Origin of the sequence: Advenella sp. RU8 (genome assembly GCF_048381675.1) — a bacterium.
In the GTDB taxonomy this organism is placed as follows: domain Bacteria; phylum Pseudomonadota; class Gammaproteobacteria; order Burkholderiales; family Burkholderiaceae_B; genus Advenella.
Genome location: NZ_JBLWIS010000002.1, coordinates 504,438 through 527,281, shown reverse-complemented (window position 1 = coordinate 527,281; position 22,844 = coordinate 504,438). Strand labels below are relative to the sequence as shown.

Annotated in this window: 19 protein-coding genes; 7 read left to right on the top strand and 12 right to left on the bottom strand. The window is 48.8% G+C overall.

Annotated elements, in window-relative coordinates; genetic code table 11:
* Positions 1–81 precede the first annotated feature (81 nt).
* Positions 82–1,713: a Na+/H+ antiporter gene (locus ACM5Q9_RS04975; protein WP_418143623.1), complete on the top strand. Its 1,632-nt coding sequence runs from the start codon at positions 82–84 to the stop codon at positions 1,711–1,713.
* 61 nt (positions 1,714–1,774) lie between these two features.
* Here ACM5Q9_RS04975 and ACM5Q9_RS04970 read toward each other — a convergent pair whose 3' ends face one another.
* Positions 1,775–3,730 carry a sigma-54-dependent Fis family transcriptional regulator gene (locus ACM5Q9_RS04970; protein WP_418143622.1) on the bottom strand — a complete coding sequence of 652 codons (1,956 nt, stop codon included), beginning with the start codon at positions 3,728–3,730 and terminating at the stop codon, positions 1,775–1,777.
* Positions 3,731–4,281: 551 nt separating this feature from the next.
* On the opposite strand from ACM5Q9_RS04970, the gene ACM5Q9_RS04965 reads away from it, so the two are divergent.
* The 3 genes from ACM5Q9_RS04965 to ACM5Q9_RS04955 all read left to right on the top strand — a co-directional run bounded on the left by ACM5Q9_RS04965 (position 4,282) and on the right by ACM5Q9_RS04955 (position 9,343).
* Positions 4,282–6,429: a hydantoinase/oxoprolinase family protein gene (locus tag ACM5Q9_RS04965; protein WP_418143621.1), complete on the top strand. Its 2,148-nt coding sequence runs from the start codon at positions 4,282–4,284 to the stop codon at positions 6,427–6,429.
* Positions 6,430–6,450: 21 nt separating this feature from the next.
* The gene (locus ACM5Q9_RS04960) at positions 6,451–8,775 is read left to right on the top strand and encodes a hydantoinase B/oxoprolinase family protein (RefSeq protein WP_418143620.1); all 2,325 of its coding nucleotides are present in this window, start codon (positions 6,451–6,453) and stop codon (positions 8,773–8,775) included.
* Between the two features lie 61 nt (positions 8,776–8,836).
* Positions 8,837–9,343, top strand: coding sequence for an acetone carboxylase subunit gamma (locus tag ACM5Q9_RS04955; protein WP_418143619.1), 507 nt, complete (start codon positions 8,837–8,839; stop codon positions 9,341–9,343).
* 95 nt (positions 9,344–9,438) lie between these two features.
* Here the strand turns inward: ACM5Q9_RS04955 and ACM5Q9_RS04950 are convergent, their stop codons facing one another.
* Entirely contained in the window at positions 9,439–9,636 is a 198-nt protein-coding gene (locus ACM5Q9_RS04950; RefSeq protein ID WP_418143618.1) for a YqaE/Pmp3 family membrane protein, read from the bottom strand.
* Between the two features lie 282 nt (positions 9,637–9,918).
* Between ACM5Q9_RS04950 and ACM5Q9_RS04945 the strand changes: the two genes are divergently transcribed.
* Both ACM5Q9_RS04945 and ACM5Q9_RS04940 read left to right on the top strand, forming a co-directional pair.
* Positions 9,919–10,929 carry an aldo/keto reductase gene (locus tag ACM5Q9_RS04945; protein WP_418143617.1) on the top strand — a complete coding sequence of 337 codons (1,011 nt, stop codon included), beginning with the start codon at positions 9,919–9,921 and terminating at the stop codon, positions 10,927–10,929.
* A 66-nt stretch (positions 10,930–10,995) separates the two neighbouring features.
* Positions 10,996–12,060, top strand: coding sequence for an exonuclease domain-containing protein (locus ACM5Q9_RS04940; RefSeq protein WP_418143616.1), 1,065 nt, complete (start codon positions 10,996–10,998; stop codon positions 12,058–12,060).
* Between the two features lie 4 nt (positions 12,061–12,064).
* On the opposite strand, the gene ACM5Q9_RS04935 is transcribed toward ACM5Q9_RS04940, so the two are convergent.
* The 8 genes from ACM5Q9_RS04935 to ACM5Q9_RS04900 are packed head-to-tail and all read right to left on the bottom strand — an operon-like array spanning position 12,065 to position 20,312.
* Positions 12,065–13,051 carry a 2-dehydropantoate 2-reductase gene (locus ACM5Q9_RS04935; protein WP_418143615.1) on the bottom strand — a complete coding sequence of 329 codons (987 nt, stop codon included), beginning with the start codon at positions 13,049–13,051 and terminating at the stop codon, positions 12,065–12,067.
* 21 nt (positions 13,052–13,072) lie between these two features.
* Entirely contained in the window at positions 13,073–13,849 is a 777-nt protein-coding gene (locus ACM5Q9_RS04930; RefSeq protein ID WP_418143614.1) for a class II aldolase/adducin family protein, read from the bottom strand.
* Between the two features lie 52 nt (positions 13,850–13,901).
* Complete coding sequence (locus ACM5Q9_RS04925) at positions 13,902–15,236, bottom strand: MmgE/PrpD family protein (RefSeq protein WP_418143613.1); 1,335 nt, start codon at positions 15,234–15,236, stop codon at positions 13,902–13,904.
* An 8-nt stretch (positions 15,237–15,244) separates the two neighbouring features.
* Positions 15,245–16,438, bottom strand: coding sequence for an acyl-CoA dehydrogenase family protein (locus ACM5Q9_RS04920; RefSeq protein WP_418143612.1), 1,194 nt, complete (start codon positions 16,436–16,438; stop codon positions 15,245–15,247).
* A 24-nt stretch (positions 16,439–16,462) separates the two neighbouring features.
* Positions 16,463–17,380: a hydroxymethylglutaryl-CoA lyase gene (locus tag ACM5Q9_RS04915; protein ID WP_418143611.1), complete on the bottom strand. Its 918-nt coding sequence runs from the start codon at positions 17,378–17,380 to the stop codon at positions 16,463–16,465.
* Entirely contained in the window at positions 17,377–18,519 is a 1,143-nt protein-coding gene (locus tag ACM5Q9_RS04910; RefSeq protein WP_418143610.1) for a CaiB/BaiF CoA transferase family protein, read from the bottom strand. The genes ACM5Q9_RS04915 and ACM5Q9_RS04910 overlap by 4 nt, the downstream gene beginning before the upstream one ends.
* A 2-nt stretch (positions 18,520–18,521) precedes the next feature.
* Positions 18,522–19,316 carry an enoyl-CoA hydratase/isomerase family protein gene (locus ACM5Q9_RS04905; protein WP_418143609.1) on the bottom strand — a complete coding sequence of 265 codons (795 nt, stop codon included), beginning with the start codon at positions 19,314–19,316 and terminating at the stop codon, positions 18,522–18,524.
* Between the two features lie 9 nt (positions 19,317–19,325).
* Positions 19,326–20,312 carry a Bug family tripartite tricarboxylate transporter substrate binding protein gene (locus ACM5Q9_RS04900; RefSeq protein WP_418143608.1) on the bottom strand — a complete coding sequence of 329 codons (987 nt, stop codon included), beginning with the start codon at positions 20,310–20,312 and terminating at the stop codon, positions 19,326–19,328.
* Positions 20,313–20,418: 106 nt separating this feature from the next.
* Here ACM5Q9_RS04900 and ACM5Q9_RS04895 point away from each other — a divergent pair, with 106 nt between their 5' ends.
* Positions 20,419–21,216: an IclR family transcriptional regulator gene (locus ACM5Q9_RS04895; protein ID WP_418143607.1), complete on the top strand. Its 798-nt coding sequence runs from the start codon at positions 20,419–20,421 to the stop codon at positions 21,214–21,216.
* A gap of 36 nt (positions 21,217–21,252) precedes the next feature.
* Here ACM5Q9_RS04895 and ACM5Q9_RS04890 read toward each other — a convergent pair whose 3' ends face one another.
* Together ACM5Q9_RS04890 and ACM5Q9_RS04885 are read right to left on the bottom strand one after the other, a co-directional pair.
* Entirely contained in the window at positions 21,253–21,666 is a 414-nt protein-coding gene (locus ACM5Q9_RS04890; protein ID WP_418143606.1) for a Zn-ribbon domain-containing OB-fold protein, read from the bottom strand.
* A 2-nt stretch (positions 21,667–21,668) separates the two neighbouring features.
* On the bottom strand, positions 21,669–22,838 hold the full coding sequence (locus ACM5Q9_RS04885; protein ID WP_418143605.1) for a thiolase domain-containing protein: 1,170 nt from the start codon (positions 22,836–22,838) through the stop codon (positions 21,669–21,671).
* Positions 22,839–22,844: the final 6 nt, after the last annotated feature.

The window sequence follows — 22,844 nt, the reverse complement described above, 5'->3', positions numbered from 1 at the left end:
AGTAAATAAATTATTAGCATTTGTTATATGCTTATCTATTGCTGTAAACTTTTGGGAATTTAAAATTAACAGGAGATTATTATGGAAAGCATCGGGATGGTATTTACCATACTCATTGCTATTCTTGTCAGTGGTTTGATTGGACGATATTTGCCATGGGGGCTTCCTTTACCTCTGATACAAATCGCTTTGGGTTTTATTATTTCCAGTGTTTTTGATGAAGGAATCCTGTTAAATCCTGAAGTATTCTTCTTGCTTCTAATTCCTCCGCTTTTGTTTCTTGATGGTTGGCGGATCCCTAAAGACGAACTAAGACGAGACAAAGGTGGGATTTTCCAACTTGCTTTTGGCTTGGTTATCCTTACGGTATTGGGATTGGGGTATATCATTCATTGGATGATTCCTTCCATGCCTTTGCCGGTTGCATTTGCTTTAGCGGCTATTGTCTCTCCCACTGATCCCGTTGCTGTTCAAGGCATTACCCGAAGATTGCCGATTCCCAGACGCATCATGTCGATTCTTGAGGGAGAGGCTCTCTTTAATGACGCCAGTGGTCTAGTGGCTTTTCGGATGGCAGTTTTAGCAGCCATGACGGGTGTGTTTTCCCTTACCGAGGCGGCCACATCATTTATTTGGGTTGCTGCCGCAGGCATTGCAACGGGGATTTTAACCACCCGGTTACTCTCAATCGCTCATATACGCCTTAATCGTTTTTTTGGAGAAGAACATGGCGCTGAAATTCTTTTAAGTCTTCTCACCCCTTTTGCTGCCTATGTCATAGCCGAGGCTATCGGCGGGTCAGGAATTTTATCAGCGGTTGCTGCAGGCTTGGCCATGAGCTATATTGAGTTATCAGGTCGTATTTCACCGCTGACGCGTATGCGGCGAACAGCCATGTGGGATTTCATACAGTTTACCTTAAATGGTTTCATGTTTATTTTATTGGGCGAACAACTGCCTACCATTTTTACAGATGCGATTGATCTGGTTAATATAACGGGGCACCATAATCCATGGTGGCTGCTGGTTTATGCTACCGTTATATGCCTGACTTTAACGGCCTTCCGTTTTATTTGGGTAACCGTTTATGTATACGTTCCCTATCTTATCTCACGTAGTGGCAAACCTTCCGGTTTACCAAAATGGCGTCATATTCTTATTATCTCTTTTGCTGGTGTTCGTGGTGCTGTCACCCTAGCCGGTGTAATGACGCTTCCCTTATTTTTACCTGATCACTCAGAGTTCCCCGGACGTGACCTTGCCGTTTTTCTTGCAGCGACAGTGATTATTATTTCTCTTATTGCTGCAAGTATTGCATTGCCGTTACTGCTGAAAGGTTTAGCGCCTAGCAAAGAGTTTCATATCAGTTATAACAACCAAAAAAAATTGGCAATCCAGTTTGCTCGTCAACAGGCTGCAGAACACCTCACATCTGTCATTGACGGCCTGAAAAAAAATGATCATTTGGATGTCCAGTTTTATGAAGATCTCAAAAAACAGCTGTTATCTGATTTTGTGAATAGTTTTCAACTTGAAGAAGATGAGAAAAATCTTGAATATGATAAATACCTGACAGAGCGCAAATTGCGTTTGGCACTGATTGTCCAGGCTCGTACCAGTATTTTTCAATTGGCGAGGCAAAATACAATCTCTGACGAATTGGCCAGAGAGCTTGTTGAAAAACTGGATTTTGATCACATACGGTTTAGCTGATGGTTGGATTCGCGGTTTGTTGCAAGCGTCATTGAATGACATTGGGAATGATGGTTTTTGCTTACATGACATCATTCCTGATTTGCGCAATTTTTGTTTCAATACCATATTTTTTAATTTTCATATATAGGGTGCTTTTGGCAATGCCCAGGTATTTTGCGGCTGATGTCATGTTTCCATGATGCAGAGCCAATGCTTTTTCAATCGATTGTAATTCTGAATGCTGTAGCAGTCCTGTATCGGGAAATAGCGATTCGATTGAGGGTGGGACTGAGGTTTTCCTGAGCGAAGTCATGATCTCTGTGGGAATATCAGTTGGCAATAACACCTTGCCTTGACTCATCAGGTACATGTTTTCTATGGTGTTCCTAAGCTCCCTGATATTACCCGGCCAATCATATTCATCAAATAATTTTAAAATTTCCGCTGTTATTTGTTTTGGATCATGTCCGTATTTATTCTGTAAGTGTTCAAGAAAATGATTAACCAATAATGGTATGTCTTCTTTGATTTCCCTTAATGCAGGTATATGAATGCTGGTCACGGAAATCCGATAATAAAGATCCATGCGGAAACGGCCTTCTGATACTTCTTCACGCAAGTCCCGGTTAGTGGCTGCTATTAATTTGAAGTTAATTTTCCTGGGCTTGTTTTCGCCTATTCTATATATTTCTCCTTCTTCGAGCACTCGCAAGAAATGCGGTTGCAGGTCAATCGGCATTTCACCGATTTCATCTAGAAACAGGGTTCCACCGTTGGCGGCTTCAACTTTTCCAATCATGCCACCTTTTCTTGCTCCGGTAAAAGCACCTTCACAATAACCAAAAAGTTCACTTGCAAGTAGTTCCGGTGTCAGGCCACCACAATTCAGGGCGACAAAAGGCCGCTTATCTGCTGTTGTGAAATCTTTCACCTGATGCATTCCCCTGACAAAGTTTTCTTTGCCTACGCCGGTTTCTCCGTGAATTAATACCGGCACATTGGTTTTTGCCAGCAGTTGTGCCTGTTCTATGGCTTTTTTTAATAAGGAGGATTGACCAATGATCTGGCTAAATCCCCGTTCTACCGAGCACTCTGCAGAAGAGGAGGTTTGCTGTGGTGTAGGCTTGAATTCTGTTTTTTTTCCTATGACAGGACTGGGAATGGTCAGGACAGTGCCAATCCGTTCTCCTTCATTGATAATGGGTTCTATCCAGTCGGCTTTTAACCATTCAGGCTTCTGTAATGGATTGCCATTGCTGATTTGATTCAGGTCCAGTGAAAAAAGAGATTCTGTCTTGCTTAAATCAAGGTTAATGTTCTGAGCCTGCAGCGCCGAGTTGACTTGTTCATTCAGTTTTATCGGGCGACCTCTTCGGTCACAAATAATGATGCCATCATTGCTGCCTGAGAATTTGGAAATGCTTTGCTCCAGTAATTGATAACGGAAGCGGAGCTCTCTTTTGGCCAGCATGCTTTCTATGCGGCTGGCGGTAGTGGCAACCAAAGCCAGGCTATGAGGGCTGAAAGTGCTTTTTAGTCCTGAGATATCAATGGCACCCAGTGTTTGGCCATCATAGGGATCGCGAATAATAAAGGCAGTACAGGTCCACTCACGGACACCTGAGCAAAAGTGTTCGGCAGCATGAACTTGTACTGCCTGGCCTGTTATCAGGGCTGTTCCGATAGCATTGGTGCCGGTACGCAATTCATTCCAGTTGTAGCCAGTAGTTAATTGGATGGATTCAGCAGCATCAAGACCGCGCGGGTCTCCTTCTATTGAGAGGATGACCCCGTCAGGGTCACTCAAAATCATTACGCTTCCGGTTTCAGCCAGAAAATCCTTTGCCATCATCATCACAGGACGACTGGCAGCGACTAGTTCCGAGTGTCGTTGCCGCAGTGCTTCCAGATGATCGTCCTCAACAACAGAAGGAGGATGCAGGTTTACCGGGTCAATCCGGGCATCAAGGCAACGCTTCCAGGAGTCATTGATTAATCGTCTTAGTGCATTTGGTGCTGGAGCATGACCACTCATCACACTTTCCCATGCGGATATAACGCGATTATTGTTCTCAGGGTCAGATAAACGCTGACTTATATTCAGGCCTGTCATATTGTCTCCGGCTGAACTTGATTCTATGTGCTTAATAGTTAGTTACAGCTCAATGATGCGCATTGATTTTTCTTGCTCATACTACTTATTTTGACTTGAAAAATAGATATTACGCATCGTTTTTATTTGTCGTTCAACTATAACTTTTTCCATCTTCAAGTGCAATATAGGGATTGTGATCAGGTCGGTATTAATCTTATTGTCCGGATATAAGTCGGAAAGTGTATGAGCGTTCGGAAATCGAACGTTCGAATTTTATTTTTTATAAATGCAGTTTTTTTAAAAAAAACGGTTTTTTTATTTTTCTCATAGAGAAATGAATGGCTTATTGCTGAAACCAAATAGTTGGCACGTAATTTGCATATATGAATGTGACAGACAAGTTCTGTTATCAAAGGAGCGGAGTTCCTGTATTAGCAATGCAAGGAACTCCAATATAAAAGCTAATCTAATAATTATTCAGGAGATGTGTTATGCGGACTGAATCCACTCCCGTACAGGTTATGGGTATTGATGCAGGCGGTACGATGACCGATACATTCTTTGTCAGCAGTGATGGCAAGTTTGTTGTTGGCAAGGCGCAAAGTAATCCGGCTGATGAGGCCCAGGCGATTTACGATTCTTCCAATGACGCGCTGGCGGCATGGAACCGTAGTGTTGAGGATGTCTATCCCGAATTGTTGACGTGTGTTTATTCCGGTACGGCCATGCTGAACCGGGTTGTACAGCGTAAAGGGCTGGATGTAGGCTTGATGTGCAACAAGGGGTTTGAAGACGTGCACTCAATGGGCCGCGCCTTGCAAAGTTACCTAGGCTACGCACTGGAAGACCGTATTCATTTGAATACGCACCGTTACGATGAACCCCTGGTGCCATTGTCCCGTACCCGTGGCGTTACCGAGCGCACTGATGTGCAGGGTAAGGTGGTGATTCCCTTGAATGAAGATGACGTACGCAAGGCAACCCGCGAGCTGGTTGAGAAAGGTTCCCAGGCTATCGTGATCAGCTTATTGCAGTCGCATAAAAATGGAGACAATGAACGCAGGGCCAGGGATATTTGTCTGGAAGAACTTAAAAAACTGGGTTCGGAAATTCCGGTATTTGCGACGGTCGATTACTATCCTTCCCGTAAGGAAAGTCACCGTACCAATACGACTGTCCTGGAAGCTTATGCGGCCGAGCCTTCACGCAAAACGCTTAAAGGGGTTAGTGACCGGTTCAAGAAACATGGTGGAAAATTTGACCTGCGCGTGATGGCTACCCATGGTGGCACGATTGGTTGGAAGGCCAAAGAGTTGGCGCGTACCATTGTTTCGGGTCCCATCGGGGGGGTGATTGGCTCCAAATTTTTGGGCGAATTGCTGGGTTACGACAATATTGCCTGTAGTGATATTGGTGGTACCAGTTTTGATATGGCGATGATTACTAAGGGAAATTTCGCCATCAAATCAGATCCTGATATGGCTAGGCTGGTCCTGTCACTGCCATTGGTTGCCATGGATTCGGTGGGCGCCGGTGCAGGTAGTTTTATTCGTATCGATCCTTACAGTGGCTCCATCAAACTGGGACCGGACAGTGCCGGTTACCGGGTGGGCATGTGCTGGCCTGAAAGCGGACTGGATACGGTTTCCGTTTCTGATTGCCACGTTGTGTTGGGTTACCTGAATACCGAGAATTTCCTAGGCGGTGCGATTAAGCTGGATGTGGAAAGGGCACGCCATTACCTTAAAGTGCAAATTGCGGATCCTCTGGGGTTGTCTGTTGAGGATGCTGCGGCAGGGGTTATTGAGCTGCTTGATCTGCAATTGCGTGAGTACATGCGTTCCACGATTAGTGCCAAAGGTTATAACCCGGCTGATTTTGTCTGCTTCTCTTATGGTGGTGCCGGTCCTGTACATACTTATGGTTATACCGAAGGACTGGGATTTGAAGATGTGGTGGTACCTGCTTGGGCTGCCGGTTTCTCTGCTTTTGGCTGTGCCTGTGCCGAATATGAGTATCGCTATGACATGAGTGTGGATATTGCCGTACCACCCGGTGCTTCCGATGAAGTCAAGGAGCAGGCAGGCATTACCCTGACAAAGGGCTGGGAAGTATTGGCTGAAAAAGTGATTGAAGAGTTTGTCATTAACGGTTTCAAGCCAGAAGATGTGATGCTGCGTCCGGCATACAGCATGCAATTCCTGGGCCAGCTCAATGACCTTGAAATTGACTCTCCGATCAGTGCAGCTTCAACGGTCGAGGATTGGGAAAAAATGGTGGCTGCTTTTGACGAGACTTATGCTCGGGTATATGCGACATCTGCCAGTTCACCAGAGCTTGGTTTTGGCGTTACCAAAGTAATCATGCGTGGCAGTGTTATTTCGCAAAAACCCGAGTTGCCAGAGGAAGAGTTGTCGGGTAAAGAACCTCCTAAAGAGGCACATATCGGCAAACGTCCTTTCTACCGGCACAAAAAATGGCATGACGCCGATGTCTGGTCAATGGAAGCCTTGAAAGCAGGCAACCATATTGTCGGTCCTGCCGTGATTGAATCCGATGCCACCACTTTTGTGGTTCCCAAAGGGTTTGAAACCACGCTGGACAAGCATCGCCTGTTTCATTTGAAAGAAGTGAAATAAATAAAGCTAAGGAGACAAAACATGAATATGATGTCAATGAAACAAGTCGGGCTTGGACGGTTGCTGGGCAACGGCTTGACACTGAAAGCACACCGTGACGGCGTCCTGGCCAGAACCAAAGAAAGCGGTTATTACAATGCGCTTGAAAGGCTGGAGTTCAAGGAAAGCGACCCGATCAGTTATGAAAAAATGTTTTCAAGATTGCGTGGCGGACTGGTGCATGCCCGTGAAACTGCCAAGAAAATTGCCGCTTCTCCGATTGTGGAACAAGAGGGGGAATTGTGTTTTACCCTCTATAACGCTGCCGGTGACTGTATCCTGACTTCTACTGGCATTATCATCCACGTGGGTACCATGGGTGCGGCCATTAAGTACATGATAGAAAACGATTGGGAAACTAATCCAGGCATTAATCCGGGAGACATGTTTACCAATAATGATTGCTCTATCGGTAACGTGCACCCTTGTGATATAGCGACTATCGTACCTATTTTCTGGGAAGGCAAGCTTATTGGCTGGGTAGGGGGAGTCACTCACGTGATTGACACGGGGGCCATTTCTCCGGGTTCCATGTCTACCGGTCAAACCTCCCGCTTTGGTGACGGCTACATGACAACCTGCCGTAAAACAGGGGTGAATGACGAGCCCTTACGTGACTGGTTGCATGAAAGCCAACGCTCAACCCGCACACCTAAATACCTGATTCTTGATGAGCGTACCCGGATTGCCGGCTGTCACATGATTCGCCAACTGGTTGAGGAAGTGGTGGAGTCCGAAGGGGTAGATGCATTTGAAAAATTTGCCTATGAAATTATTGAGGAAGGTCGCCGTGGGCTGCAATCCCGCCTGAAAGACATGACCATTCCGGGCGTTTACCGCAAAGTGGCTTTTGTTGATGTTCCCTATAACCATGAGGATGTTCAGTTAACGGCGTCATACGCCAAAATGAATACCATCATGCATGCACCTACTGAGCTGACGATTCGTCCTGATGCCACCTGGCGCATGAACTTTGAAGGCGGAAGCCGTTGGTGCTGGCACAGTTTCAATGCCAATCAGGTCGCTTTTACCAGCGGTATCTGGGTCATGCTAACGCAAACACTGGTGCCAACCCAAAGGATTAACGATGGCGCCTATTATGCGACAGAGTTCAATATTCCCAAAGGCACCTGGATGAACCCGGACGATCGCCGTACCGCCCACTCGGATGCCTGGCACTATCTGGTTTCTGCGTGGACAGGCATGTGGCGGGCGATGAGCCAGTCTTACTTCAGCCGTGGCTATCTGGAAGAAGTGAACGCAGGTAACGGCAACACCAGTAACTGGTTACAGGGTGGCGGTATCAACCAGGATGGCGAAATCCATGCGGTCAACAGCTTTGAAACGGCGGCAACCGGTACTGGTGCCTGCGCGGTCAAGGATGGCCTGAACCATGCCGCAGCCGTGTGGAATCCCGAAGGCGATATGGGTGATATTGAAATCTGGGAAATGGCTGAGCCCTTGTTATTCATGGGACGCAACGTTAAAGCCAACTCGGGAGGTTATGGTAAATACCGTGGTGGATGTGGACTGGAAACCTTGCGGATGGTTTGGCATGCCCAGGACTGGACGATGTTCTTCTCGGGTAATGGTTATATGAACAGTGACTGGGGCCTGATGGGGGGATATCCGGCGGCTACCGGTTACCGCTTCGAGGCACACAACACTGATCTTAAGGCCCGTATTGAGCAAAAACTTTCAATTCCGTTAGGTGGAGACAGCAACCCGAACGAACCTGAGTATGAACGTCATATCAGTGCTACGGCGCAGGTTAAACGCGATAAACAGTGCATGACAACCGAAACCATTTTTGAGGATCATGACCTGTACCTGAACTATATCCGTGGCGGTCCGGGTTTTGGTGATCCGCTGGACCGTGAGCCGGCAGCCATTGCCCGGGATCTGAATAACCGCTTTGTATTGCCGGAATTTGCCCGGAAGGTTTATGGCGCGGTTATTGAAAAGAATGCCGAGGGAAATTGGGTGGTTGACTCTGAAAAAACAACGGTAAGGCGTGCTGAAATTCGCAAGGAGCGCTTGCAGCGGGCTGTGCCTACCCGTGAATGGATGAAGGAAGAGCGTGAGCGGATCCTGACCAAGAGCGCTTCGGTTCAGGTACGGCATATGTACTCGACCAGTTTTGCCTTGAGTGAAAAATTCACCAATGAATTCAAGCAATTCTGGGACTTGCCTGAAGGATGGTCTTTGCCGGAGTCCGAACTGGGTGTTCCTTCATTTGGTTCAACCTATCGCAACGACATTTCAGAAATGCCTGGAGTCAGTACGGTGGTTCTGGTTGATGAATAAAGCATGATCGTGGCCTTGCACATTGCAAGGCCACGGAATAAAAAGATTATGGAGATAAATTATGTCAGTATTTACAAGAGAACAGGTTAATAATCTGGTTGATGGCAAGCTTGATTGGGATACCACCCTGCGCATGTTGCAAACGCCCAAGGATAAGGAACGTTTTGAACTGTACGTGAGCGTTTTGCAAGACAAGGTTTCCTGGAAAGACAGGATCATCCTGCCTTTAGGGCCTCATCTTTATATTGCACAATCCCTGGCAACCGGCCAATGGGTCAACAAGTGCAGTTGTGGTCATGAGTTCGGTGATTATCGCCACAACTGGAAAATGGAAGCGGCCATTTATGTACGGGACACACCTGAGGCAATGCAGGAAATTTATCCTGAATTGATGGCACCCGATACCGACTGGCAGGTTTATCGTGAGTATTATTGCCCGGAATGTGGAGTATTGCATGATGTGGAAGCCCCCACACCCTGGTATCCGGTGATTCACGATTTTGAACCGGATATTGAATCGTTTTATAAAAACTGGCTGGGCATGCCTGTTCCGGATAGAGTCGATTAAGCAGACATGAAGAAGCAATAAAGCAGTAGGGCTGTTAGTAATTTAACTGCACCATTTCATCAGGTATTAAGTCTGATTCATTTGGTGCAGTTTTTTTAGATTTGCCTGGTGCCAAGCGCCTCTTTGATTTTTTGATCAGTTTTGTACTGGCTAAGGGCATAGACCGCCCAGATCGTGGCCGGTAACCAGCCAAGAATGGTGAGTTGCAATATCAGGCAGATAATGCCGGCAATAGGGCGACTAATGGTGAAAAAAGTCAGCCAAGGCAAGAGTAAAGCAATAATTAAACGCATGTATTTCCTTAGGAAAATCTTTACCGGGCATGCTTGACAGGTGTGCCGTAAAGCTGGCCAGCAACCTGAAAACCGGGAAGGACTAAATAATACCGAAGGCTCTTGGTAAACGCAAACCTGTCTTTTTTAAAATCATTTCTTGGTGTTTCATTGTTTGAGCCGTAGATTCGTTGCTGATGTTTTTCTGTCTTGATGTGCAGTCAAAAAACTTCAGCTTGACGCGGCTACTTGAAGTGGATAAATTCAAATTTATTTTAAATCAGTATTCAATGTGGAGCAGTGATGAAATACCGAAATCTTGGCAAGAGTGGTTTGAAAGTATCCCCGCTTGTTTTAGGCACCATGATGTTTGGCGGACAAACCAGCGAAGCGGAATCACATCGGATTATTGCGGATGCCAAAGACCGGGGCATTAATTTCATTGATACGGCCGATATTTACAACGATGGCGAGTCTGAATCGGTGGTTGGCCGGGCCATTGCCAGCAACCGGGATGACTGGATTTTAGCCTCCAAACTGGGCAATGTATTTGGTGAAGGGATCAACCAGCGGGGTATTTCACGCAAATGGATTTTTCAGGCGGTTGAAGCCAGCTTGAAGCGCTTGGGGACTGATTATCTTGACATCCTGTATTTGCATCGGGAAATACAGGATGCCCCACTGGAGGAAGCCATCAGGGCGCTTGCTGATTTGATCCGACAAGGGAAAATCCGCTATTTTGGGGTGTCCAATTTCAGGGGGTGGCGTATTGCCGAAACCGTCAGGCTGGCTGATCAGGCAGGTATTGACCGGCCGGTAGCCAGCCAGCCTTTGTATAATCTGGTTTCTCGTGTGGCCGAAGTTGAACAGTTGCCTGCCGCTGCCCATTACGGGATTGGTGTTGTGTCATATAGTCCCTTAGCACGTGGTGTTTTAACCGGCAAGTATGATCCGGAAACCGCTCCGCCGGCTGATTCACGTGCCGGCCGCAATGATCGTCGCATCATGCAAACGGAATGGCGCCGTGAGTCATTGCTGGTTGCGCAGCGTATCAGGCAGCATGCCGAATCTAAAGGGATTTCCGCCGCTGATTTTTCCCTGGCATGGGTGCTTAATAATCAACTGGTCAGTTCTGTTATTGTGGGGCCCCGTACTTATGAGCAATGGTTGGCATACCAGAATGCCCTGGACTATCAACTAACGGCAGAAGATGAAGCGCTAGTGGATGAACTGGTGGTAACAGGTCATTGTTCTACGCCCGGCTACAATGATCCCGGGCATCCTGTAATTGGCAGGGTTCCTTATTCTGTTTAAGGACGTGCAGGGATGGCCTGCATGCAGGCCTGAATCCGGAAGCCAATTATAATTTTTGTTGATGTTATGACTTTTACCTATGAAAAACCTTTTGCCTTCGTAGATGTGGAAACAACGGGTGGCGTGATCGGGCAAGACCGGCTGACTGAAATTGCCATTATCCGTTATGACGGCAACGAAGTTTCCACCTACCAGACCCTGATCAATCCGACCTGTCATATCTCCGGTTTCATTGAAAACCTGACGGGTATCAGTAATGAAATGGTGGCAAAAGCACCGCTTTTTTCTGAAGTGGCAGAGAAAATTCAAGCCTTGCTTGATGGTCATGTTTTTGTTGCACACAATGTGCGGTTTGACTACAGTTTCATCAAAAGTGAATTCAAACGGGTCGGCATTGATTTCAAAGCGTCCAAGTTGTGCACGGTCAAGCTTTCCCGCAGGCTATATCCTGCTTATGAAAGGCATGGGCTTGATTACCTGGTTCAGCGACACCAGCTTCAAATTACACACCGGCACCGGGCATATGGCGATGCTCATGTGTTATTGCAATTCTGGCAATTGGTCAACCAGCAGTTTGAGGCCGCGTATTTGCAACAAACCGTTCAAGAACTGATGACCATTCCCCATCTACCTGAGCATATTGATCCGGAAGAGATTGAGTCCATCCCCAATCGGCTGGGTGTGTACTTGCTTTATGGCGATAATGACAGGCTTCTTTTTGTTGGCAAAGGCAATAAGCTTCGCCAGCGGGTACTGTCTTTTTTTGCCAAAGACCGTGCCTTGCCGGCCGAAAAATCATTTTCTGATCGCGTGATGCGGGTGGAGTATATTGAGTGTGCCGGTGAACTGGATGCATTGCTAACTGAAGAAAAATTGATTGAGCAATATAAACCGGAAAAAAACAAACCGCCAAGGCGCAGAAGAATAGGTGAGCTTGAGCAATGGCCGTTCAGGGACTATGCCGTTTTGCCTGAAAACAATCTTAAACATGTGTTTTGGCATTGGCAGTATCTGGGTACGGCCAATGACACAGAAGAACTTAGTCAAACACTATCACGGGAAAAGCATGATTTTTCCCATGAAATGTATAAAATTCTGGTGCGGAATATGTCCCGTTTGGTAGCGTTGTGAGTGATCAGTATTGATAGAGCCCACGTGTTTTTGCCTGTAATCGGCTGATGCCCAGCAATGATTCAGTCCAGGGGATAGAGACTTCCAGCTGGTGGGCAATTTCGGCGACTGATGTTACCAATGCATCCAGTTCAAGCGGTTTGCCCGCTTCCGCATCCTGCAGCATGGATGTCTTGAAAGATCCAAGCTTATAGGTAACCTGGTGCCTTTGTTCAGGATCGGCCTCTATTGGCAAGCCAATTCGTGCTCCGACTACGGCAGCTTCCTGCATGATCCGTGACATGAAATCGCGGACATAACGGTCCTCCAGAATGTGATCGCTTTTTGCACCCGTGATGGCTGAAACAGGATTCATGGTCATGTTTCCCCATAGTTTGAACCAGATGTCTTTCTGGATGCATGAGGTGTTTTCCACATCAAATCCGGCTTTTTCCAGTATTGTGCAAAGCTCCTTCAGCCTTGGGGTTTGGGTGCCGTTGGGCTCTCCGATGATCAAGTGGTTGCCAGCGATATGTTTAACCGAACCTGGGGCGGGCGTGGTGGCGGAAAGGTGTGTGACACAACCGATGACCTGATTGGCCGGGATGTGTTTGGAAATAATTTCCTGCGGGTCAACCGAGTCCAGTTTCAGATGACCGTTTTCATGTTCAAGCCCATGAAAGAACCACCATGGAATCCCGTTCATGGCAGACAAAATGGTGGTATCAGGTCCTATTAGGGGCGCAATATTTTTGGCTATGGACGGCAGTCCGGTGGTTTTTACAGCGATAATGACAATGTCCTGTACACCCAGTTCTGCAGGAGACTGGCTTGCCTTAATCGGGTAGCTTTGCGCCGTATCGCTACCCGCTGAATAGAACTGAAGCCCGTTTTTTTGTAGTGATTCAAGGGTTGCGCCACGTGCTACAGCACTGACGTCATAACCGGCCTGTACTAGCCGTGCCGCCATTAAACCACCTATTGCACCGATTCCATAAATACAGATTTTCATAGACAAACTCCTTTAAGGCCGTTAGTTTTTATAGTTGGTGTCAATGGTATCGACTTGGCGTCTTAACGCCTCAAAAACATCGCGACCAGCTCCATAGCGAGGATCAAATTGCAAGGCATCAAGACTGGATTTGATTTGTATTTCTTCAGGAATGGGGGTGGTTGGGCCAAGTGCCGCGCCAGCCACCTGGATTTCGCAGGCTCGTTGCAGGGTCCACAGGTAGGCAAAGGCCTCGGGAATGCTGCTTCCCCATGAAAGCAAACCATGGTTTTTCAGGATCACTGCCTGGCGATTGCCAATGGAACGCTGTACCCTTGGCTGTTCATCGGCATGGACGGTGATGCCTTCAAAGTCATGGTAGGCAACGCGATTATGCAGTTGGGCTGCATAAAAATTATCTCGTGACAATCCTGTGGCCGAGCAGGCAACCGCGCAGCCTGCCGTGGTATGGGTGTGCATGACGCAGTGGGCGTTTTCAATACCGCTATGGATGGCAGAGTGCAAGATGAAGCCGGCTGGATTGGCTTTCCATTTGGAGTCGCCAATAACGTTGCCGTCAAGATCTATCTTGACCAGATTACTTGCAGTCACTTCGGTGTAGTGCAGGCCAAACGGGTTGATCAGGAAATGCTTTTCCGGGCCAGGAATGCGAACGGTAATATGATTGTAAATCAGTTCTGTCCAGCCCAACATGGCAAAAATCCGGTAGCAGGCAGCCAGTTCAACCCGTAGGGCCTGTTCGGTTTCAGTAATGTTTTCTTCTACTTCAAGTGTTATGGAATCAGCCTGTGTATTCATTGTCGTCTCTTTTATCTGTATTGTGGTGGTCAATGACATGGTTTTAGTTGCATCATATTGCCATTGCCGTGAAATGTGTATTTAGTTTTGCAATCAATGCTTTGGTGCTTTCCTGTTCGGCCGGTTTGGCACAGGACAGGATTTTAGCTTCCAATTGTGCCGGTGCAAGCGGAAAATGGGCATGACCCAATGCAAAACGGATCGGGCCACTTTCAAGGCGGGTGTTATCTTTGAGAGTAATGGTAACGTCATCGTGAAGGGCAAAGCTGGGTTCAAGCGGGCAGGCTTCATTATTGATTGAAACCTTAACTTTTTCCATCAATGTCTGGATGGCCGGGTTGGTAATGTCATCCTCAGTCATTTTTTGCAGACTTACTTCACCATAAACCAGCGCCGAGGCACAGGCAAAAGGCATGCTGAATTTCGCTTGAAGAGGAGTGCTTGGGTGCTGGTATTTAAGCACTCTGGCATTGGTTTCACTGACGGTTGCCGTAATGGTTTGGATGTGCTCAATGGGAATATCATGCTGTTGCCTTAATTGCAATACACCGTCAATCACACGGTGTGAAGCATAGCAGACTGGATATTTTTTGATACTTGGTTTAACCGTGTTGATGCTTAATGCTTGCTGCTTTTCGAAAGGTCGTTCGCGATCCGGCGCCTGCCGGTCTGAAAAAGCAGTCAGGAAACCGGTTGATCCTTCCAGGGCATCGGCTGAAGCTGTTACACCCATGGCGGCCATTTCAACAGCCCCGTAAGCATATTCGATCGCCCAACCGGCATGCAGGGGTTTGCACATCGAACCAAAATTGGCGACCAGCCCAGAGGCGCGGCTGGCAGCTATGCCCAGTGCATGGGTGGTTTTTTCAATATCAAGTTGACGCGCCGCGCAAAGTGCGGCGGTGGCACCCATCGTACCCAGCACTGCGGTGGGGTGCCATCCTTTTTCATGTAAAGGGTCGGGTATCCGGTTAAGCAAATCCGCCCAAATCTCATAACCTTTCAAGTAGGCGCTGATCAGGTCCTGCCCGGTGAGACCGCTGCGGTCTGACTCGGCAAGCAGAACGGGAACCAGGACAACACTGGGGTGTCCGGCCAGGGCAACATCATCAAAGTCCAGTGCATGGCCTGAAACGGCGTTAAGCATGGCAGCAACCATTGCGGTATGTTTTTGCGGTGAAAAAAATACGCTGGCTTCCTGCTCATTCAGGTAGCGCTTGTTGACCCAGGCTGCAAACAGGCGGGTTACTTCCTCATCACGCCCGGAAAGAATGCAGCCGGCAGTGTCAAGAAAGGCCAGCTGCACGGTTTGGCAAACCTCGGGGGTGATTTGCCTTGCAATATCACTGGTGATGAAGTCGGCCATTTGCCGTGACAGTGTTTTCATTACGTCTCCTAGAATGAACGTGGCATGCCCAGGACGTGTTGTCCGATGAAGGAAAGAATCAGGTTGGAAGAAATGGGGGCAATTTGCATGACCCGGCATTCACGCCACTTACGTTCAACATCATACTCAGCGGCATAGCCAAATCCACCGTGTGTTTGCATGCAGGCCTCGGCAGCATGCCAGGCCGCTTCGGACGCCAGCAGTTTGGCAATGTTGGCGGCTTCACCACAATCCAGACCTGCGGCAAAAATGGCGGTCGCTTTGCGTACCATCATTTCGGCAGCTTCAGTCTCGGCATAAGCACGGGCGATAGGGAACTGAATGCCCTGGTTCTGGCCAATCGGACGACCGAATACAACACGCTCATTACCATAGGCAGCGGCTGTCTTGGTAAACCATTTTGCATCACCAATCGCTTCCGAGGCACACAGAATACGTTCTGCATTCATGCCGTCAAGAATGTAACGGAACCCTTTGCCTTCTTCACCTACCAGACTGGAGGCGGGAACCACCAGGTTTTCAATAAACACTTCGGTTGTATTGTGGTTGATCATGGCACGAATCGGCTGGATTTCAACGCCATTGCCACGGGCCTCGCGCAAATCCACCAGGAAGACGGAAATGCCATCGGTTTTTTTCTTGACCTGATCGGCAGGCGTGGTACGGGCCAGTAACAGCATAAGGTCGGAATAACGGGCACGCGAGGTCCACACTTTCTGGCCGTTGATAATATAGTTGTCACCATCACGCACGGCCCGGGTCTTGATTTGGGTGGTGTCTGAGCCGGTGGTGGGCTCCGTAATGCCAAAGGCCTGCAGGCGCAGTTTGCCACTGGCGATATCGGGCAGGTATTTTCTTTTTTGCTCTTCGCTGCCGTGACGCAAAAGCGTACCCATGATATACATTTGTGCGTGGCAGGCACCTGCATTGCAGCCGGCCGCATGAATTTCTTCCAGAATAACCGATGCCGCACGCAGGGGCAGGCCACTGCCACCATATTCTTCGGGAATCAGAGCACCCAGATAACCGGCTTCAGTCAGGGCATTGACAAATTCAGAGGGGTAGCCTTGCTGCTCGTCCAGATTTCTCCAGTAGGAGCCGGGAAAGTCCTCGCAAATGCGGCGAACGCTTTCGCGGATATCTTGATAGTCGTTACCCAACTCAATGGAAACGGGGGCGTTTTGTGTACTTAATGTATCCATGGTTCTTTTTCCTGATTTCAAGAATTAATGTGTAATGATGGTGGGCAGTCCTGCACGTGACAAAGCACCCTGTAATGGCTCGTCAGGAAGCAGGTGGGCCAGCCAGCGGCGGGCCTCAAGCAGTTTTTCAAGGTCAATACCGGTTTGCAGACCATACTCTTCCAGCAGGAAGCAAAGATCTTCGGTAGCGATGTTACCGGTCGCGCCGGGGGCAAACGGACAGCCGCCCAAGCCCCCCAAAGAGGCGTCAAAGTGTCTGACACCAGCATCCAGGGCAGCCAGTACGTTAGCCATACCCATGCCGCGAGTGTCATGAAAATGAGCGCCAAGCGGTAGCTTGCCCAATAGTTGATGTAGTTGGGTAAACAGGTTTCTGACTTGTCTGGGGCCCGCAAAACCAACCGTGTCTCCCAATGCGATATGGTCAACACCGGCCTGTGCCATTCTGTCTGCAATGTTCAGAACGGTCTTGCTTTCAATATGGCCCTCATAGGTGCAGCCAAAAGAAGTGGCAATGGCACCGGTTATATGCGGTGGTTCGGGCTGTTGCTTGACCATTTCAATTAATCGTGCCACTGCAGCAAGCGCGTTTTCAAGTGTGGTGCGGGCATTTTTTTGTGAGTGCGTGGCACTGGCTGAAAGGACAAATACAATATTTTTTGTGCCGGCTTCCAAGGCGCGCATGGCGCCTTTTTCATTCAGCACCAGTGCTGAAAGCACCAGTCTGGGGTTCAGTTGTCCCTGCTCGACCATTGTTTGGGCATCAAAGAATTGGGGGATCACATGCGCGGGCACAAACGAGGTGATTTCAAAGGCGCGAACACCGGCTTCAGACTCCACCTTGAGCCATTGCAGTTTGTCCTGGGTGGCAATGGTATTCAGGCTCTGAATGCCATCACGCAAGCCGACTTCCCGAACGAAGACCTGATTGTTATCAGTCATGATACGGTCTCTTCAGTCAAGGGTTGCAGGGCAGGGGGCGCAAGCCGGATGGCAGGCCTTTGTCCGTCAAGGCGAATGGGCAGACCCATGAATTTCATGGCGGAATCGGGGACTTCCTGCATAACACCCAAGGCCTGTGCCTGTTCGCAGCCAAAGGCTTCAGCCGTATCCTGTACCGGAGCACAAGGCACGTTGGCTTCACGTAATTTGGCAGTCCAGTATTCGCGTGTTTGCTGGCTTAATTCATTCTGGATCAATTCATCAAGAATGTGTCGGTGGATGACGCGTTGCGGGTTATTGGCAAAACGTGCATCTTCAGTCCATTCGCTGTGGGCCAGCACTTTGCACAGTCTGGCAAACAGGCCATTATTGCCTGCGGCAACCACCAGGTGTCCGTCAGCCGTCTGGTAGGCGCGGTAAGGCACAATGGTAGCGGCCCCTGATCCATGTCGACCTGGAACCTGGCCGCTGGACATATGCTGGGCGCTGGCAACCTGCATCCAGCTTAAGGAAGTTTCGAAAAGGGAAACCTCAACATGAGCACCTTCCTGTTTTTTCTCGCGTTGTAACAGGGCAGACAGAATGCCAATGGCGGCCCACATGCCAGTACCACAGTCAATGACTGAATAGCCCGTCCGGACCGGAGGTTGCCCCGGCTCACCGGTTACGCTCATTAATCCACCGTAGGCTTGCATCAGCGGGTCGTAACCAGGCAGCTCAGATAACGGACCACCACTGCCAAAGGCACCCATATCGCAGTAAATCAGCTCGGGTTTGGCGGCACGCAGGGTTTTTTCATCAAGGCCCAAGCCTTCCAGAACACCAGGCCTGAAGTTCTGGATAATGACATCCGCCTGCGCGATGAATTGTTTTCTGAGTTGTTCAACCTGCTGTGGATCCCTGAAATTGCAGACCTGGGATTGCTTGTTCCGGTTTAAGGTCTGGAACATGGCCGAAGCACCTTCCCAATCCGGTGGACCCCAGTGACGGGCATCGTCTCCTGCCGGCTTTTCAATCTTAATCACCGTGGCACCCAAATCAGCCAGGATTTGGGCGGCAAATGGGGCGGCAACATTCTGCCCAATTTCAAAAACGGTATAGCCTTGCAGGGGTAATGGTTTGCTAGTGTTTGTTTTCATTCTTACCAGCCCTTGAAATTGGGTTTGCGCTTTTCATTGAAGGCCAGAATGCCTTCCTTGCGATCCTGGCTGTGAACCATGCGTTGGTACGCTTCAAGTTCAAACATCATGCCTGAATTCAGATCCATTTGTAATCCGTAGTGGATGGAGTGCTTTGCCTGCCTGATCGAAAGCGGGGCATTGGCGGCAATTTTCTGTGCGGCTTCAAGCGTCTTTTCCAGGACCTCGCCCGGTTCGAAAACACGGTTGACGACTCCCCATTCGCAAGCTTCATCGGCACTGAAAGGGCTTGCTGTCAAAATGATTTCCTTTGCACGACGTTCGCCAACGGCCCTTGGCAAGGTTTGCGTACCGGCTCCGCCTGGCATGATGCCCAGGGAAACTTCTGTCAGGGCAAAGCGGGCGTTGCGTGATGCATAGGCAAAATCACACTGCAGCATCAATTCAAAGCCGCCACCAAAAGCATGACCATTGACGGCAGCCAGAATGGGCAGTGGACAGTTGAGAATTGAGCGGAAGGTGCGCTCAAAAAGCTCGTGCTGTAATACCCATTGTTCTTCAGTCAGGGTTTTGCGCTCTTTTAAGTCACCGCCTGCACAGAAAGCCTTGTCACCGGCACCGGTGATAACCACGCAGCGATATTTGCGGTGTTCAAGCTCCAGGGGGTGAAACACATCATACAGCTCATGTCCGGCTTGGGTGTTGAAGGCATTGGAGACTTCAGGGCGGTTAAGGGTGACCAGCAGAATCCCGGGAAACGGTTCTTCGACTTTGATGGTTTCGTAGGTTTTGTTCATGATTTATCCTTATTGATCGGGGCTGATACCCAGCATTTTTGCGGCTGATTTCCAGCGGTTAAGATCTTCTTTGACAAATTCTTCAAATTTTTCGGGTGTTTCCGAGCCGATTGCCTGCAGGCCGGATGCATTGAAGCGCTCAATAACGGGTTGGGTTTTAAGTGCGGCCTGCATTTTTTCGTGTAAGGCTTTGATGACTTCCGGTGGTGTATTTGCCGGTGCAAAAGCGCCCATCCAGCCCTGGGAGGTAAAGTTTTTCAATCCCTCTACATTGGTTTCTGCAATGGAGGGTGTATCGGGCATCAGGGGAGAGCGCTGCGGGATAGTGACGGCCAGGCCTTTTGCCGCGCCCGCTTCAATTTGCCGGATAGCGGAAGCGTTGCCATCAAAAAGAATTTGTATCCTGCCACCAATCAAGTCTTGAATAGCCTGGGTACTGCCTTTGTAAGGAATTTCCTTGATGTCAATGTCCGCGGCTTCCTTGAAAAGCTCTGTGGTTAATTGGCTGATGGTGCCGGCACCCAGTGAGCCGTAGTTCAGTTTTCCCGGATTGGCTTTTGCATAATCAATAAGCTCTTGCATGGTATTGAAAGGGGCGTCCTTGTTGACAAGGACGACCATGGGGCCTTGGGCAAGCAGGGAGATGGGCACCAGATCTTTCAGTGGATCATAAGGCAGTTTTTTGGTGACTGGAATAATACTGATGGGAGACAGTGACGTAATGGTAATGGTGTAACCGTCGGGTTTGCTTCGGATGAGTTGTTCAACCCCAATCGTGCCGCCGGCACCACCTTTGTTTTCAATAATGAATGTTTGGCCAAATGCCTGCTCAAGTTGCTGGGCCATGGTACGACCCACCAAGTCGGCAGAGTTGCCGGGCGGGAAGGTCACAATCGTATTGACCGGTTTTTCAGGGTAGGCGGCCATTGCCGTGCCTGTAAGGGAAATCATGCCGGCGATAACAAAACAGGTTTTTAGCTGTTTGGGAAAGTTCATGTAGGTCTCCTCAGTGTCGGTGTTGTAAGTGCAAGGTCTTGTTTTGTATTGTTTGAATGTATTATTATGCTAAAAAATGAACTAGTAAACATAAGGAATCCACAATATGGACTATGGTGATAATAAAAAAGAGGTGGGGGGCACGCAGAGTATTGGCCGTGCAACTGAAATCCTGCGCGTCATTGCCGCCTCGGACGGAGTGGGGTTTGGACTGGGTGAAATAGCAGAAAGGTCTGGTATTGAAAGACCCACCGTTCATCGAATATTGAGACGTTTAACGGCAGAGTCCATGCTGGTGCAGAATCCATTGACCCGAAACTATCATTTGGGACCGCTATTGTATGAGCTTGGACTAGCGGCCAGTTCATCAGTGCCCGCCCAGCAGTTGTGTAAAGAAGCATTACAGGACTTGTCGGGTATTACCGGTGATAGTGCCTTTTTGACAGTTAAAAGTGGTTATGATGTTGTTTGCCTTGATCGCGCTGAAGGGCACTTCCCCATTCGTGTCTTGAACCTGGGTGTAGGACAGCGACGTCCATTGGGCTGCGGTGCCGGCAGTATTGCATTGCTCAGCACCATGACTGATGAACAAGTGGAAAAAATCCTGTTGAAAAATGCCACGTTGTTAGCCGCACGTGCAGAGCCGTCCATTAATGAATTCATGCAAATTATTGCCCAGGCAAGAACGAAGGGGTATGCCATCAAGGATGCCCCCGATTTGCCGGTTCGTTCATTATCAATGCCGGTCAGGGATGCTTATGGCAACGGCGTCTGTGCCCTGAGTGTATCAACACTGACGGTTCGCGTGGAACAGAACCATGACAAAATGGTGGGCGCCTTGAAGCGAATTACAGAAACGCTGGGATTGAAAATCCGCGGTTCATTAATGTTTAAAGACGTCTAGTGGAAAGACGTCTTTATGGATTATTAAAATGGACCCTTATTCACTCAACCTGAAAACAGGCATTTTCCTGCCTTCCTTCTGGCGTTCGAAGGCAACGGTTACGGGTGCTCCAATTTCCAATTGGCTAACCTCTGTATCAATAATATTGCTCATGATGATGGGGCCTTCATCTAGCTGAACATAAGCCAGCGTGTAAGGTGGATCCGCTTTTTCAATATGGCTAAAGGCATAGAGTGTACCCTGGCCACTTGCCTTTAACCAACCTGTATTTGCACTGCCACACAAGGGACAAACCATGCGGGGGTACCAATGTGGCTTGCCGCAATCATGGCAAGTTTTCAGCAAGAGTTCATCTTTTTCTGCTGCTTCCCAGAAAGGCCTTGTTTCCGGGTAGGCATTGGCATAGGCATCGGAAAGAAAGTCTTGGTTTTTATGATCAAGATTATCCATGTTTATTCTCTTCCTAAAATAAGGGTGGCATGGGCATGGCCTTCACCCACTACCAGGCCAGGCCCGGCAGCTAATGCCAGATCACAGTTTTTTACTTGTACGGCCGGGTGTGCTTCTTGGCGTAGTTGGCGTACCGCCTCGATTACTTTGGTAATGCCGCCACGATTGGATGGATGGTTATTGCACAAGCCGCCGCCATCGGTATTCCAGGGGAGTTTGCCGGTTCCTGAGATTAAATTGCCTTCTGCAACAAATTGTCCTGCCTGGCCTTTCTTGCAGAAACCAAGATCTTCAAGCTGCATCAGAACCATGATGGTAAAGTTGTCGTAAATAGAGGCGTATTTAATGTCATTAGGGGTAACGCCTGCCTCGGCAAAGGCTTCGGGACCTGTCTTGATTGCACCGGTTTGTGTGGGGGCAATATAGCCGCCATGACTGGTTTTGATGGTTTGGCTGGCACCCATGACTTTTACCAGTGGGCGCTTAAGTGATTTAGCAATTTCAGGCGTAGTGACAACTAGCGCGCCACCGCCATCGGTAATCACGCAGCAGTCCAGCCGGTGCAAAGGGGGCGCAATAATGGGGGAGTTGATAACATCTTCAACAGTGACCACTTTTTTAAGCAGGGCATGCTCATTGTATTGGGCATGATGAGAGGCGGCAACTTTAATGGCGGCCAACTGTTCGGCAGTCGTGCCATATTCGTGCATGTGCCGTTGGGTAATCATGCCGTAAATGCCCGTAATGGTGGGTTTGTAAGGCAAATCCCATGGGGTCTCGGGGCGTTCCGGGCCCAATATCCGGGTGGCGGTGCCAGTGGCCACACCGGTACTTTTGGGCTTGCCTGCCAGGGTAATCAGTGCAACTTTACATTTGCCTGCGGCTATGGCTTGTGCTGCTCGTTCTACATGGGCAATATAAGAACATCCGCCAATTTCCGTGCCGTCCAGCCAGCTCAGGTTCAGATTCAGGTATTCAGCCATGGAAATCGGGCTGCCACCCGGAACGTCACCGGCACAAAAATATCCGTCAACATCTTTTAGTTCCAGCCCGGCATCCTGCAAAGCACCCAACGCACATTCGGCGTGAAGCTGGGCAACTGATTTGTCAGGAGCAAACCGGGTAGGATGTTCATAAGCGCCAACAATATAGGCCTTATTTTTGATGGTCATTATTAA